Origin of the sequence: Hydrogenophaga sp. SNF1, from assembly GCF_034421675.1 — a bacterium.
GTDB classification, from domain to species: domain Bacteria; phylum Pseudomonadota; class Gammaproteobacteria; order Burkholderiales; family Burkholderiaceae_C; genus Hydrogenophaga; species Hydrogenophaga borbori.
Genome location: NZ_CP139793.1, coordinates 1,802,431 through 1,816,948, shown reverse-complemented (window position 1 = coordinate 1,816,948; position 14,518 = coordinate 1,802,431). Strand labels below are relative to the sequence as shown.

16 protein-coding genes are annotated in these 14,518 nt (G+C 66.8%); all 16 read right to left on the bottom strand.

From position 1 onward, the window contains the following. Positions 1 to 5 precede the first annotated feature (5 nt). The 16 genes from SOM08_RS08785 to SOM08_RS08710 all read right to left on the bottom strand — a co-directional run bounded on the left by SOM08_RS08785 (position 6) and on the right by SOM08_RS08710 (position 13,862). Positions 6 to 650, bottom strand: a complete 645-nt coding sequence (locus SOM08_RS08785) for a hypothetical protein (RefSeq protein WP_127805078.1) — start codon at positions 648 to 650, stop codon at positions 6 to 8. Beyond that, complete coding sequence (locus SOM08_RS08780; protein WP_127805080.1) at positions 647 to 1,243, bottom strand: PilL N-terminal domain-containing protein; 597 nt, start codon at positions 1,241 to 1,243, stop codon at positions 647 to 649. The genes SOM08_RS08785 and SOM08_RS08780 overlap by 4 nt, the downstream gene beginning before the upstream one ends. Before the next feature lie 159 nt (positions 1,244 to 1,402). Continuing rightward, a complete protein-coding gene (locus tag SOM08_RS08775; RefSeq protein ID WP_275052759.1) occupies positions 1,403 to 3,685 on the bottom strand; it encodes a helicase-related protein in 2,283 nt (760 codons plus the stop codon). Between the two features lie 133 nt (positions 3,686 to 3,818). Then, complete coding sequence (locus tag SOM08_RS08770) at positions 3,819 to 4,937, bottom strand: DUF6094 domain-containing protein (RefSeq protein WP_127805084.1); 1,119 nt, start codon at positions 4,935 to 4,937, stop codon at positions 3,819 to 3,821. Positions 4,938 to 5,004: 67 nt separating this feature from the next. After that, positions 5,005 to 5,661, bottom strand: coding sequence for a hypothetical protein (locus SOM08_RS08765; protein WP_006410653.1), 657 nt, complete (start codon positions 5,659 to 5,661; stop codon positions 5,005 to 5,007). A 309-nt stretch (positions 5,662 to 5,970) separates the two neighbouring features. Beyond that, the gene (locus SOM08_RS08760; protein ID WP_127805086.1) at positions 5,971 to 6,798 is read right to left on the bottom strand and encodes a DUF932 domain-containing protein; all 828 of its coding nucleotides are present in this window, start codon (positions 6,796 to 6,798) and stop codon (positions 5,971 to 5,973) included. Positions 6,799 to 6,892: 94 nt separating this feature from the next. After that, a complete protein-coding gene (locus SOM08_RS08755; protein ID WP_127805088.1) occupies positions 6,893 to 7,522 on the bottom strand; it encodes a DUF3275 family protein in 630 nt (209 codons plus the stop codon). Between the two features lie 111 nt (positions 7,523 to 7,633). Continuing rightward, entirely contained in the window at positions 7,634 to 8,188 is a 555-nt protein-coding gene (locus tag SOM08_RS08750) for an STY4534 family ICE replication protein (RefSeq protein ID WP_006410650.1), read from the bottom strand. Between the two features lie 323 nt (positions 8,189 to 8,511). Then, complete coding sequence (locus SOM08_RS08745) at positions 8,512 to 8,982, bottom strand: XF1762 family protein (RefSeq protein ID WP_241559728.1); 471 nt, start codon at positions 8,980 to 8,982, stop codon at positions 8,512 to 8,514. 10 nt (positions 8,983 to 8,992) lie between these two features. Further along, positions 8,993 to 9,835: a phosphoadenosine phosphosulfate reductase family protein gene (locus SOM08_RS08740; RefSeq protein WP_127805092.1), complete on the bottom strand. Its 843-nt coding sequence runs from the start codon at positions 9,833 to 9,835 to the stop codon at positions 8,993 to 8,995. A 137-nt stretch (positions 9,836 to 9,972) separates the two neighbouring features. Continuing rightward, entirely contained in the window at positions 9,973 to 10,338 is a 366-nt protein-coding gene (locus SOM08_RS08735) for a DUF3085 domain-containing protein (RefSeq protein WP_127805094.1), read from the bottom strand. A gap of 76 nt (positions 10,339 to 10,414) precedes the next feature. Beyond that, complete coding sequence (locus tag SOM08_RS08730; RefSeq protein WP_127805096.1) at positions 10,415 to 11,212, bottom strand: GTPase; 798 nt, start codon at positions 11,210 to 11,212, stop codon at positions 10,415 to 10,417. Between the two features lie 290 nt (positions 11,213 to 11,502). After that, positions 11,503 to 12,219: an ABC transporter substrate-binding protein gene (locus tag SOM08_RS08725; protein WP_127805098.1), complete on the bottom strand. Its 717-nt coding sequence runs from the start codon at positions 12,217 to 12,219 to the stop codon at positions 11,503 to 11,505. A gap of 80 nt (positions 12,220 to 12,299) precedes the next feature. Continuing rightward, positions 12,300 to 13,019, bottom strand: coding sequence for a hypothetical protein (locus tag SOM08_RS08720; protein WP_127805100.1), 720 nt, complete (start codon positions 13,017 to 13,019; stop codon positions 12,300 to 12,302). Positions 13,020 to 13,193: 174 nt separating this feature from the next. Further along, the gene (locus SOM08_RS08715) at positions 13,194 to 13,586 is read right to left on the bottom strand and encodes a hypothetical protein (protein WP_127805102.1); all 393 of its coding nucleotides are present in this window, start codon (positions 13,584 to 13,586) and stop codon (positions 13,194 to 13,196) included. A 24-nt stretch (positions 13,587 to 13,610) separates the two neighbouring features. Further along, a complete protein-coding gene (locus SOM08_RS08710) occupies positions 13,611 to 13,862 on the bottom strand; it encodes a hypothetical protein (protein ID WP_069352951.1) in 252 nt (83 codons plus the stop codon). Between the last annotated feature and the right edge of the window lie 656 nt (positions 13,863 to 14,518).

Genomic DNA, 14,518 nt, shown 5'->3' with positions numbered 1-14,518 from the left:
GGCTCCTACGGCAGCGCGATGCGCTGCGTCTGGCCGTCCACGCGGAACACGGCGGCGTGCGCCTCGATGACCTGTAATTGCCAGGCGCCGATGGCATCGCCTTCGCGCAGCAGTCGCAGTTCGCGCACGGCGGCCACACCCGGCGCCGCGATCGACAGGAAACGCTCGCCGCCGCGCAGTTCCAGGCCTGCCACGCTGAACGGCGGCTCCGGCGCCTTGGGCTTGACCGCCTCGGCGGTGCGCCGGGGCGCCGCGGCAGGTGTAGCGGCTTTCTTCAGGCGCGCCTCGATGTCGCCCATGCGGGCCTGCAGCGCCTGCAGGTCGCCGGCACGGTTGTCCGCGGTTTGGGCCTGCTCCACTTGCGACAGCCGTTCGTCAAGCGCCTTGCGGGCGGCCTCGAAGTCCGGTTGGGCGACGGGCTTGGGCTGGTTCTTCGAGGCTGCGGACTGCTGTTCGAGTTCAGCGACGCGCGTGTTGAGCGCCTGCACGTGGGCATCCTGGGCACTGGCCTGGCTTTGCTCGGCCAGGCGCGACAGGCCCACGCTGTTGACCACGGCCAGCACGCTCACGAGCAGCAGCCAGGCGGCCGCTGCGATCTTCAGCCAGCGCGCGCGGTCGGCGCCTTCGGCGGGAAGTTGCGGGATGTTCATGGCTGGGCCTCCTGGGGCTGCGCGGGTTCGGCTTCCGTCGTGCCGGGTGCGGGGACGGCGGCGACGCGGCCAGCGGAGTGCGCTGCCGTCACGCGCGTGAAGCACACCGCGCGCGAAGCGTCATCGACGGACAGTTCCCAGGCCGGGCCGGCGAGTGCCAGCAAGGCATCGCGCAGCGACAGCGGCCCGAGCCGCAGATGCGCCGCCGGCAGCGGCAGCGCGTACAGCGCCGCGGCCTCAGTCGTGTCGCAGAGCCGGTAGCCGGTGCGCAGCAGCACGTGCCGCAGGGCATCGCCGACGTTCGCATCGAAGGTCGGCGGAATCGAAACCTCGATCACCTGTTGCGTCAGGTCGCGCTGCGCCGGTTCCGGCACCAGCTCGACCAGCGTGTAGCGCCCGTAGCGGGCGACCGGGATCAGGGTCGGCTCGGGTTCCGGGTAGATGATCCTGGCCGACAAGACCGGCTCGGGCGGCACGGCAGTGGCCGTCGGGGCATTCGCCGCGCCGGTGGCGGCGCAGCCGGAGATGAGCACGCAGCCGACGAGCAAGGCGGGCACAACCAGGCGATGGGCGACGCAGGTGAGTGATTGCATGGTGCAGTTCCCTGGAACACGGAGCCCTCACCATCGCCGCCACAGAGCGTTCGGGCAGCAAACAAAGGGAACTGGCATGCGCCCGACTTCATGGCGTGGCGCAGTGGCGCAGAAAAAAGAAGCCGGCGCCCCGAAGGGCAGCCGGCATGGGTGGGTGGATCAGGCCGCGACGAGCTGCCGGGCCAGTGCCACCTCGACGGAATCACCGTCCTGGTTCAGCACGTCCAATCCCGATTCGGGCACGTCTCCCGACGTGCTCTGCGAGACCATGATCTTCCGTGCCATCAGCCCCAGGCAGGTCATCTGCGAGGAAGCCGCGTAGCCGAGGTAGATCACGCGAACCGGCTGCTTCTGGCCGATGCGCCACGAGCGCCGGGCCGCCTGCTGCAGGCTATAGACGTTGTAGCCCGACTGCATGAACACGATCGTCGGAAACTCCAACAGGTCCAGGCCGGTTTTCACCAGCTCGGGATTGGTGATCAGCACATCGATGCCGCGATCCAACTGCTCGGCGATCCAGTCCTCGCGGCGGGAGGCATCCACGCTCGCGCGCAGCACCGCCACCTTGAAGCCTTCCTGCTCCAGCAGCACCTTCAGGCGCGACGTGGTGTCGCGCGTGCCGGTGTAGACCGAATAGACCAGCGTCTTGCGACCCGCAGCCTTCTCCTGCTTGCAGATCTCGATCAGCTCGCGCTCCTTGGGCATCACCTCCAGCTCGTTGAACTGAGCCGGAACGAAGGCCAAGGTCTGGCGCGTGCGCGGGTGCACCACCGTCTCCGACCGGAAGCAGCAATCCGGCCAGGCCAGCAGCACGTTGAGGACCACGCCGAGCAGCGTCGTGTCGCGTTTCGCCAGCGCCTGCTTCAGCGCTGTGGTCAGCCGGCCCGACAGGTCGCGATAGGCCGCGGCTTGCGCCGTGTCCATCGCCACCTCGCGGAACTCCTCGTCGTAGGACGGCAGCACATTGCCGCCGATGTCCTTCAACTTCAGGAAGACCGTGAACGGCAGCACGCAACGCAGCACGCCTTTCGGGCCGAAGCCCGGCGCCTTGACCGTGCGCACCGAGACCTTGTTGCCCTTGGCCGTCTTGTGCGCCGTGCCCGTGCTCTCGGAATAGATGTCCTTGAGGACGCCGTGATCGCGCATGAACGCCATCGCGGCCGAGGTCATGCTGCCGCTCTTGGTCGGGCGGTAGCCGTCTTCGATCATTCGTCCCGGCAGGGCTCGGAACAGCAGGTGGAAAAGATCGTCGCCGTAGCCGCCCATCAGCGTGCCGGTGAGCAGCAAGGTCTTGCGCGCCTTCGCTGCGAGCACGCCCATGGCCTGGCCCTGGGCACTGCCGCCGTTCTTGTACTCGTGCGCCTCGTCGGCGATAAGCAGGTCGAACGTGCCTTGCGGCAGGTAGCGTTTGATGAACTCGGACGGCTGGTAGCCGCCCTCACCAAAGCCGAACTCCATGTTCGCCATCGCCCGCTCCATGCGGTGCGCCTGGCGATCCGAGAAGACCAGCTCGCCGTTGCCATCCATGAGGTTGATGAACTCGTGGATGTTGTCGCCGAGCATCGACGCCAGGAAGGAGTCGCCGAACTTGCGCATCAGCTTCTGCGCGGTGACTTCCCCGATGGTCGGGATGCGCTGCAAGGCTTTGAAGACGGCCGTGGACTGGTCGCTGGCGGACAGGCTCCTGGGTCGCATCAGCGTCCACAGCGGTGCGGCGCAATGGCTGCACCGGCGGCGGTAGTCCTCGGCTTCGAGTTCGACCGGGTTGATCGGCTCGCCGTCGAGGTTGGTGATGACCTGGCCGCAGTCCGGGCATGCGCCCACATCGCCGTGTCGCGTGCGCCGCACGTTGAAGACTGGCTTCCAGTGGAAACCCATGCGCATGCGCACACGGCCGAGAACGTAGAACTCCTGGCCGCGCACCGGCACGCCCAACTGCTCGCGCAGCTTGATGAGCTTGACCAGCGTGTCCGGGCCATTGAGCACCCAGACCTTCGCGCCGGCCACGGTCTCCTGAATTTCCCGGCGCCACTTGTAGACCAGGTGCGGGGGACTCAAGACGAGCGTGCGACGGTAGCCTTCGGCGTGCAGCACGGCCGCCGTGGCGATGCCAACGGTGGTCTTGCCGCAGCCCATTTCGCCATTGACGATCGCGGCGCGTTCGCCGCGGTCGGCCAGCAGCTCGGTGACGGCATGCACCACCTCGGCTTGCGCGCCGAACAGCTTGCGCTTGAGACTGGCCAGCACGAGCTGGCGATGCGGCCGGGCCTGGCCGGTGTAGACGGGAGGGTTGGCGCGGTTGAGCGAATCCAGCAGTTCGTCGCCGAATTCGGCAACGAAATCCTGAAGGCTCATCGCCAGTGGAGAAGCAGCCGCGTCGAGCAGGTCGCCCTGGACGGGCGTGCCATCGGCGGCGGGAACAACGTCGGTATCGAGGGACATGGTGATGCTCCAATGAAGATGGGGCATGCACCTCCCCCTGCGGGGCGATGGCATGCCCCGGGGTGGGAAGAGAAGAACGGCGCGAAGCCGCAGTGGAAGAACAGATCGACGGCGAACCGTCAGGGAACAGCGATCAGCGGATGGTCAACACCTCGCCGCAGGTCGGCGAGCCTGGTGTCATGTCCCAGGCACGGATGACCGGCACGAACTTGTCGGTCAGGATGCGCGTCTCGGCCACGGAGCCGTCGTCGCGTTCGGTGTATTCCGTCTGCAGCGTCTTCTCCTTGTGGGTGTCGCCCTTGACGACGAGCATGCGGCCCGTCTTGGACTTCACCACGCCGGAGATCGCGCCAGCAGCAAGCGCCAAGGCAAGATGCCAGTGCGACAAGGCCCGCGCCGGAGGCCGCAGCGATTGCTGTGCGGCGCCCAGGTGCGTATCGAGCGTCGGCCAGAGCCCTTGCAGCCGGCCGACTTCCTCGGCGAACTGCTCGGGTTCCATCGTCACGCGGTAGAAGTGCTCCGGCTCGGCCGGGCTGGCAGGCACCGTGTAAGGCAGGAACGGCCATTCGACTGGCAGTTCCTCGGCTTCGGCGTCGCCTTGCCCGATCTGCAGCAGCAGCGCGCGCGTGGCCTTGACCGAATCCGATGCCTGGTCGCGCTGACGAATACGGCGGCCGAAGATCACCACCTGCTTGAACTGCGCTTCCACCGCGCGGTAGATGCGCAGATCGGCGAAGTGCCGGGTCAGCCATCCGACCAGCTCGGCGTCGAGCACGTAGTGCGGCACGATGTAGATCAGCACGCCGCCGTATTGCAGCAGCGGCAGCGCCTTCTGATAGAACAGCTTTTCGAGCCGGGCGCGGCCCTGGCCCTGGTAGCCGACATTGCCGTTGGTGTCCTTGGACAGGTCGCCATACGGCGGGTTGAGCCACAGCAGGCCGAAGCTCTGCCGGCTGATCAGCGTGTCCATCAGGTCGCCGTGGATGCAGCGATCGACCAGTTGCCGGGCATGGCGTGCACGCTCGGCCTCGTACTCGACGGCAAAGGCCTGGACCTGCTCGCGCCCGAGGGCGTGCGCGGCTTCGGCGATCGCCACGCCTTCGCCGGCGCAGGGATCGATGATGCACAGCGGCCCGTTCGAGGATTCGGCGGGCGCCAGCGCGGCGAGTGCTCTTTCGAGCGTGGGTTCATCCGTGGGGAAGTACCCGTTCTTGACGAAGTTGCGGGCGAGCCGCGGGAACATGAGGGCCATGGGAATCTCCTGGCATTGAAGATGAAGGGATGCGGACATGCGCGCGTGCATGTCCGGTGAAGGAGCCTCAAGCCACCGCTTCGAGCGGTTGTGCCGAGGGGATGCGGCTGGCGGGCGTGCCGGCGACGAGCGCGCCGCTGCGGATCAGGCCGCCCAGCACCTGGGTCAGCGTCGGCACGTCGATGGCGAGCCGATGGCCTTCCAGAGCCCCGAGGGCGAACGGCAGGCGCGTCAGCATCGACTTCGCCTGCAGCAGTTCCAGCACGGGTTCGCGCCAGGGATCGAGAAGCGGCAGCGGGCAGGTGTCCCGCACCAGCTTCCACAGCCGGTCGAGCCGGTGCGTGGAATCGCGAGGCAGGAGCGCCAGCGCGCTGGCGTTGGCCTTGTCGGGCTTGACGCAGCGCCGGTCGAACAGCCAGATGTTGGTCAGCGAGCCGAACAGCGTGCGCCGGTAGGCGCGTGCGCTGCGCTTCTCCAGGTTCTCGACGTTGCCGACGAATACCGGGATGCTCGCGCCCTGCTCGGTGATGACGTGGAACTGATCCAGTCCCTGTTCGTCCCGGCCCAGGGTGAGGCGAGCCAGGAATTCCTGGACGGCGGTGTCGCGCGCCCAGAGGGAGATGAAGACCAGGTTGCCGTTCTCGTCACCGACGACGCCATCGGCCATCAGGTCGGGGCATTCGTCGATGCGATAGAGCGTCTTGGGGGAAGAAGGTGCAGGCATGGTGATGTCCTCGAAGTGAGCGGAGACAGCACCACCCGCGAGGGCAGTCACTGCCCCAGGGGGATGGAAGAAAACGCGGTGAGCGTCGTGGCGAAGAATCAGACCGTGCGTCGCAACGCACCGTAGCCTTGAAGGTCTGGGCTACCTGGGCATGTTGTCGGCAGCGCCGACGGACATGGGCGTAGCCTGCGCTCATGCGGGTGGTTTACGGCAGCGAAAATCCGCCGCGCAGCGCACCCCTGTTTGCCAGAGACTCACCCATCAAAGAAAAAAGCGGACCATGCCGCATGGACACGATCCGCTTGTGGGTCAGGCTTTGAGCTGGCGCAAGCCATCCGCGAGCAGCCACAGCGCCCGGTTGAGCCGGACGTTCTGGTCGATGCCCTGAACGGGGCGCGTGCGCTGCTGGCGCCCGTTGGCGGCGCGGCCGGCCAGGCCGCCTTTGACCAGGTTCTCCTGGATTCGGTTGAAGACCGACCACAGATCGGCGCAGTTGTCGTCGAAGCGACGGGGCCGCAGGATCTGGGTCTCCGTGATGGGCAATGCCTTGCCCGAATCGTCGTACTTGAGGGTCAGCGCCGATCTGGCGAAGACTTCGGCCTCGCCGTCGTCGAGCGTGATGACACGCATGGCGTCGCGCGAGTCCAGCACCCTCTCGAAGCCGTGCAGCACCTCGTAGGCGCCTTCGATCACGTGATCGGTGACGTTGCCCTTGTGAGGTACGCGCACGTCGGCGAACGTGTCGCCGCACACCAGCCCGTTCTGGCAGACGAAGCGGAACATGCCCGCCAGCATCTGGTAGCTGCTGGTGCCGTCGTGCGAATTGAGCAGGATGATCTCGTTCGCCTCGGCGCCGTTGATCTGGCTGGCGTGGCGAAGGCGCAGCATGTGCTTGGTGTATTCGCGGCGATCCTCGTGTCGCACGCGGGTCTGGCACACCATGAACGGCTGGAAACCTTCCTTGCGCAGTTCGGTCAGCACAGCCGCCGTGGGGATGTAGCTGTACCGTTCGGAGCGGCTTTCGTGCGGGGTGTCCGCGAAGATGGAAGGGGCCACGGTGCGAATCTGATCATCCGACAGCGGGTGACTTGAGCGCAGCACCGGGGAGCGATGAGCGAAGCGGGATGCAAGTTGCATGACGATCTCCTTGGGAAAAAAGAGACCGGAGCCCCGCCCCACCGGGGAGGAACCCCGGTGGGTGGTGGAATGCCGCGCAAGGCGGCGGTGGGAATCAGACCCTGGCGAGGTGCCAGTCCTGGGACAGCGGAGCGAACTCGTAGCCGAGATCACCGAGGCGGTCGCGCTGCTGACGCAGCACACGCCGATCCACGGTAGCATCGAGCTTGACGACATCGCCCAGCGGCCAGAGCGCGCCGAACAGCGTCGCGTCGCCGCCATCGTCTGCATCGGCCGAAGCCTCAGCAGATGCAGTCGCCGGTTCGCTGCCGAACGGCGTGGTATCGACCAGCGGGTCGCGCGGACTGCGCGCCTTCTTCCTGCCGGCCGCCTTGGGGGCGGTCGTTGCAGTCGGTGCGGCGGTCTGCGCTTCCTCGTCGATCGGATCGACTTCCTGCGGACTCAGCCGGCTGGCATCGTCGCGGCTCAGGGCGTCGATGTTGGACAAGGTCATCCCGCCCAGAAGGGCGCGAATCTCGATGACCATGCGGCCGTTAGCGGTGTACGTGGACGGGCGAATCTCGGCGATGGCGAAATCGCCCTCGTACTTGCCTTCGGCGTACTGGTCGAGTTCGGCGTTCTTCACGACGAACTCGCCGATGGAGGTCGCAAGGCGGCCGACGTTGAAGTCGCCGTTGCGGCCGTGGATGGTCTTGATGGCCAATTGGCCGGGAATGGTGATCATGAAGAACTCCTGCGGACGAAGCTGCGATCACGCACACGGCCGTCATGGCGACGGCGCGCGTGCGCACGCGAGTGGGAGAAGACAAGGCCCCGGGGAACGGGGCCTTGCGGATCAGAACGACTCGGCAACTTCCAATGCGGGGGCATCGGCAGCGGCTTCATCGGCAGCTTCGGCGGCGGGCCTGGAAGGCTCGGGCGCGGCGGCTTGCGGTTCGGCGGAAGTCGCGGGGACATCCGTGTTGCGCACGTCGCGGTCGTCGGCATCGGTCGGCTTGGGCTCGGCCTTGTAAACGAGCTTGCCATCGACCTTGATCCAACTGACGAACAGCAGGCGGGCCTTGAGGCTCACCCCCTGCTCGCCGGCACGCTTGCCCTTGGAGTAGGTGAAGGTGTCGGCCCACAGGTCGCCCAGGCGGAAGCCGATCATCACCTTCTTCTCGGCATCGACCGCTTGGATGCAGCGGCGCACCAGGTGCTGCGCTTCGGAGCCCGAGACGCGCGTGTCGAAACGCACGTAGGCAACGTCATCGCTGGGGCCGTTGAGCGCCGCGATGTCGCAGGCCAGGAACGCATCGCCTTTCTTGGGCTTCACTTCGCGGATGCGATTGAGATACCCGAGGCCGGTGATGTGCAGGTCGAAGAAAGACTTTTCGGTGGAAGTGGTCATGGTGAATCTCCTCAGAACAAAGAGGCGGAGACACACCCGACCCAAGGCGGGGAAGGTGTGGAACCCCCGCGTGGGTTGAAGGAACAGCTTGGGTGGCATCACCATCGGGAGAACCGATGGCCGTTCGCGCTGGGATGCCGGAGCGAACTGGTTGATCAACGCGGTCGGAACCGCGTCGCAGTCTTGAAGATCGAGACTGCCTGGGCATGCTGCTGACGGGTGTCAGCGGAACATGGCGGCAGCGTGGCGCCAGACGCGCGCCCGCGCGAGCGGTAATCGGCATCTGCGGCTGTCCGCATTGGCGCCGAGCGCCAGGCTCGCCTCTACGGCGCCTCCCACAGCAGCTTGGGCACGCGCAGCGCCTCGGGCGTGTCCCGCCGCGGCCGGCGCGCACGGTTCCAGTTGCCGCCGCCGCGCTGTCCGACCAGGCGCCAGCCGGCCGCCCGCAGGCTGGCGCCGCCCTCGGCCGGCAGCGTGTAGGTGATCAGGCGCGTGTAGCCCAGCGCGCGTGCCGCGCGGCCAGCAGCCGCATAGAGCTTGCTGCAGGCATTGGCCGTGCCATCGGTGCACAGCCGCGTGACTTCGAGCGTCCAGCCGTCATCGAGGTGCCGCGCCACCGGGCGGCCCGCGATCACCACGCCGACGATGCGGCTTGGCATCGCATCGCCGTCGCCCAGCGTGACCGCCAGGCTGAACTTGCCGCCTTGCACAGGACGGTGATGCCGGTGGTGTTCTTGCACGAAGGCGTTGGCCGCGCGCAGCGACAGCGGCCTCACGGCGAACCGCGGCGGCACGGCCCGCGCGTCAGTCGCCGCAGAAGCAGGCCATGGGTTCTTCGGCGGCATCGAACAGGTCGCGTTGGTCGGCCGCAAAGCGCGCCAGGTCGGCGTAGCTCGGACCATCGTTGCGGAAGCGCGCGCCGCTGGGGCGGCTGGCGAGGTTCAGCGACTCCATGCGTATCCACCACACCGCGGCCTCGGGTCTGGCCTTGATGAGTGCCAGGCGCTGGCCGCGGGGTTTGAGGAAACACAGGTCGCAGTTGCCTTCGAGCGTGCGGCCGTTGACGGTCAGCAGCTCCAGGTCGAAGGGCTGCGCCTGCCAGAAGGCGGACACGTCGCGCACGGTCACGCCGGCCTCGGCCAGCGGCATGCACATGGTTTCGTGGGTAGATTCGGTGGAATGGCCGCGCGCCCTGATCTTGGCGACGCGCCGCTGTTCGTCCGCGCGGATGCCGATGAACTGGTCCCAATCGGTCCAGCCCTGCCGCCGCAGGAAGCGGTGCATCGTCCTGATCTTCAGGGCACTGGTGCAGCCACGAGCCACGGGATTCGGCAGGTACTGCCGCTTGCGGATCAGCGCCTCGAAAGGTTCCCCCTTACGGCTGGCGGTATCGAAGTCCACCACCGCGAAGCCCGGTTCTGTCGGCCGGTATTCAAGCCAGTGGATGGGCACCTGCCAATGCTTGGCGCAGCCGCGCACAAAGCGCAGCGTGGCTTCGACCTCCTTGCCGGTGTTGGCGAAGCAGACCACCGTGTCGGCCGGCAAGCCGCCATTGGCCTGCAGCACGCGCCAGAGCATGTACGCGCTGGTGCGCCCGCCGCTGAAACTGATGCAGGTGGGGGATTCGATTCGGAACGGGTCGCGCATACGGGCTGTCTCCAGTCGGTGGCCCCGGCGGATGCCGGTGGGCGGCCCCGATCGGGGCTGGAGACAAGCGCGTGCGCGCGGCTGCGGCCGTGGCACAAAAGAAGAAGCCTCCGTGAGGAGGCTTGAAGGGCTGGCGGTCAGTGGCCGGACTGTGCCGGCGGCACCACCTGCAACGACAGGTGTGTAGCGGTGGCCGAGACTTCGAGGTTATCCTCGCTGTGCAGAAGCCGCGCGAACACGCCATCGTGCAAATCGAAGAACTCGCCGAAGTCGTCGCCGCCGAACTCGGCGCGCGCCAGTTCCCACCAGTCGTCGAACGGATCGGCGTCCGGGTTGCAGCCAACGGCGTAGGCGATGGTCTTGCGTCGCCCATCGGGCCGACGCTCGCCGCATTCGGCCATGAAATAGACGCCCTGGTCCTTGACCAGGATGACGCGGCACTGGTTGGCCAGCGCCTCGGTCAGCACGGGCCGCAAATCGGCGGCCTTGAATCGAACAGTCATGGAAGTGATCTCCAGCGGATGCAAGAAGAAGGCTTCCCGCCGCGAGGACGGGAAGCCGCATGGGGACGCAGAGGGGTCAGTGCGAGACCGGCTTGCTGCCAGACAGGCGCTGCACGCGGATGAGGCGCCAGGTGCCGTCGTCGATCAGCCGCTCCAGCGTCTGGCCCAGGGTGTCGAAGAACACTTCATCGACCCGCTCGACCAGTTCGCCGTCGCGGCGCAGTTCCACCGCGTAGAGATCGAGGCCGCGCTCGTAGAGCACGGTGACGCGCCCTTGGAACTTCGCCGAGGCGACCGTGAAGCCGATGGCCGGCGGCGTGGCGATGATGTTGCTGGGGCTCGGATCGACCACCGTGAAGTCCCGCGCGCCGGCATCCACCAGCAGGTGGGTGACGCGCCGGAAGCCATCGGGTGCAGGCAACTGCTCCAGTTGGTGGACCAGTTCCTGCAGCTCGGGGCACTGCGGCGCGGGGATCGGCAGCTTGGCCGGCGCGGAGCCGAGGATGAGCCGCTTCACCGTGTACGGCTGGCCGCCGGCGGTGAACTCGGTGCTCTCCTCGGGTGTGTCCGCGCGCAGGCCGTCGAAGCGGCGCCGCGCATACGGTTCGACCTGCACCTTGGCGCCTTCGTCGGGCACGTCGGTGACGAGCGCCTTGTCGAGCACGGCGAACTCGGCCCGCCCCGTCTTGACGACGATGGCCTCGTCGGTGGTGGCGATGACCTTGCCCTCGAAAGGCTTGGGATCGACGTGGAAGCCCAGCGTCGAAACCTTGGGCTGACCATCGAAGATGTTGAACTTGAAGCTGCGGACGTTGGAAGGCACGTGGCCGCGAACCAGCGTCGGCATCTGTGCACGGATGGCTTGGGTATCCATTGGGAAGCTCCTTGTGGCAATCCAAGGAACTCCCGCCCGCAAGGGAGGTGTGTCCCTTGGAGTGAGGTGGATGGACGCGACATGCGCCCCGGGAAGGAAAAACAACCAGCGCGGCGAACCGCACCGCAGCCTCGAAGGTCTCGACTGCCTGGGCATGCTTGCCGGCAACTCCAGCGAACATGCGATCAGCGTGCGGCAGACGCAGGCCAGCGTCGCGAGGGAATCGGCACTGCGCCGCCACCGACTTCCCCCAAAAAAACGAGCCCCGCGTGGAGGCTCGTGAGGTGGTGTCAGTCGTCGTAGATCGGCAGTCCGTCCAGCACCTGCGCATCGGCATCGAAGACCAGCATGCGCACGTCGGCGAGCGCGGCCAGGTGCAGCACCTGCATCAAGGATTCCGGCATGCCCTTCTTGCGGTGCTCCTGCATCAGCCGCTTGGCAGTGATGCCTTCGACCGCGCGCAGGTTCTCGTCGGTCCAGGGCGTGGCGATCAGCTTCAATCCGATGGCCGGGCTGTACGGGATGCGGAAGGCGATGAACAGGAACAGCGTCGGCGTGGCGATGTCCGCCAGCTCGGCGAGGAAGCGATGAGCCTCGGTGTCGAGGTGCCCGCTGCTGATCTCCCAGCACCGGCTGTAGAAGCCGGTTTCATAGCGCAGGCGCCGCACTACCTCGCGTGCGGCTTCGTCGGAGTAGGTATCGCCGACGTGCAGCGGCTTGCCTTCTTCCTGGGCCATGACGGCGTAGACCACGTTGCGGGCGAGCCCGTGGCTGGGGCATTGCGCCTGCAATTCATCGGGGACCGCCTGGTCCTCGGTAATCAGCACGAAGTCGTCCGAGAAGATGCAGGCCCGCCGTTCGAGCTGGCTGTCCGGCAGATTCGACTGCGAAGGATGCAGCGGCAGGTAGGTCAGCGGGCAATCGTCGTCGTAGGAGATGGCAATCAGCCGCTGGACGGACAGGCCGTCGTAGCCACGGACAAAGGGATTGTTGTTCGAGTAGGACATGGGATTTCTCCAGCAGAGGATGGCCGAGGCAATCCCCTGCTGGGGATTGAACCCCAGCGGGTGGATAAAGTGGCAGCCGGTCAGCCGGCAGCGACGGAGGACGGGTCGGTGAGCAGGCGGTCAGCGACGGTTCTGCGCAGGCGTGCGCGAACCTGGTCGTCGGTGATGGCCGCCAGTAGCGCCAGCGTTTCGTTGGCAATTCGGTTGGCCGCCGCCGCAAGGTCGCCGGCCAGGATTGCGGTGCGCAGTTCCGCGCCGAGTTGCAGCGCATGCGTGGATTCGCTCGATACCGTCAGCTCGCGGCTGATGAAGCAACCATGCCCGCCGAACTCGAAAAGCCGTGGGCGGCTGCAACGCCAGCATCCTTCGAGCTGGATGGCGACCAGGTGATGGCCGTCGTCGAAGCACGTGGCGATCAGGAACAGCGCGTCGAGGTCTGCGCTGCCCTCAAACGGGTGGTGCTCGATGAGATTGGCGAGGTCTTGGTTCTGGTCGGCGCCGAAGTGCGGGGCGATCAGGTCGATAAGGGCAGGCATCGACAGTTCGGCGTCACGGTCTTCGCCATCCTCGCCTTCGGCGTCGTCCGGTGCGGGCAGATCGAGCTGAGCGGCCAGCGTCAGCAGACCGTCGAGCACGTCGCTCCATTGCGGATCGTTGATCTCGGCGAGGCGAGCGATATAAGCCCTCCCGTTGCCGGGATAGCTCGCATCGAGGCGAAAGGCGCCGAACAGCGCGGAGATGACCGGCGTCACCCGGTCGAGAATGAGGACGCCGGTGGCGTCGGAGTAGGTGTTGGCCATGAAGGACTCCTTGCGATGAAAGGCGCGGAGCCCTCGCCCCTGGCGGACGAAGGCATCCGCAGGGACATCCCGAGGCCGCAAGGGCTCCGGGTGGAAGGAGGGACATGGCCCCTGGCGGGACGCATGTCCCTCGTGGGGTCGGAAGAAAAGAACGTCGGTGCGCCGCAGCGCGGCTCACCAGCCGTTGTAGTTGAGCGTCAGGTCGGCGATGACCTTGCGCCGTTCCAGATCGAGGCCGCCCAGGTCGGACAGACCCTCGAAGCCGCAACGCTTGAGCATCGCGCCGCCCTCGCGGGCGTTGTAGAAGCTCACCATCGCGGACAGGAACATCCGCTGGCCGCTACTCAGGACGCCGAGGGCGTCGTTGAGCATCAGCAGCTTGGGCCGCAGATCCCACTTGGTGGTGGCACGCTGCAGGCCGTCGCGGGTGCCGTCGCCAAACCATTCGGCACCGGCGATGTTGACGCCGCGCTTCCACGCCTCGAAGAAGGCTTGGGGCGCGGCGGCGAAGTGCTGGTGTTCCAGCTCGATCTGATCAAGTACCTCTTGAGGCAGGGCACGGTTCATGACATGGGCTCCAGGTGTTTGGAATCACGGGTTGAGGCGCTGCTGCCAGCGGCCCGTTTTCAGGGCGTGGTCGGCGGCGTGGTGCGAGCGGAAGTAGCTGACCGACTCGCGCGAGACCGGGCCGTCCGCATCGGCGGTGCCGATGTAGTGGCCGGCTGCGCTGCAAAGCACCTGCAGGGGCAGGCGCTTGCCGACGTAGGCCAGGGCCTGGTAGCCGATGGATTCGGCGCGGGCCTGTTCAGCGCTCAAGAGCGCCGATGCGAACGCAAGGGACATGGTTTTCTCCTGGTGGTTGAAAGACCGGGAGCACCACGCCCTGACGGGAGCGGATACCTCCCGAAGGGTTGAACATCGAAAGCACCCGCGTCGTGGCGACGCGCGTCCGCGGTGGTCGGTGCGAAGCGGACTGGATCGGTCAACGCGGCGAACCGCGTTGCAGCCTTGAAGACCGGAGCTGCCAGGGCATGGTGCTGACGACCGTCAGCGACACATGCGGGAAGGATGGAAGCGCGGCAGCGCGCCGTCGCCGATCAAACAGAACCGCCCGCCGTCCGGTTTGCCCCGAGTGCTGGTGCAGGAACCGATGCACGATCCGTCTGCCCACGACAAAGGCGCCGAAGCCCCGCAAGGCTTCGGCTGAGAGGAATCAATCCACCTGTGGGCTGCAAGCAGGCCAGGCCGTCGTCAAAGCCATTCGCTGCGTCAGCAATCTCACCCGGCCCGTTTCGTGGCTGGGGCCGGCATCCTCTGGCGTGTATCCACACACAAAGGGAACCCGTTTTTTCACCGGCGGGCACCGGCACCGAATACCGTCGACCGCAAGCGGTCTCCTGGCACCTCGCAGCCTTGCGGGCCAAGGCGTCAGGAGACCGCTCGCGGATGGACGCGAACACCTCGATCAGCGGAACCGCGTCGAGCGCGATTCGATGGAG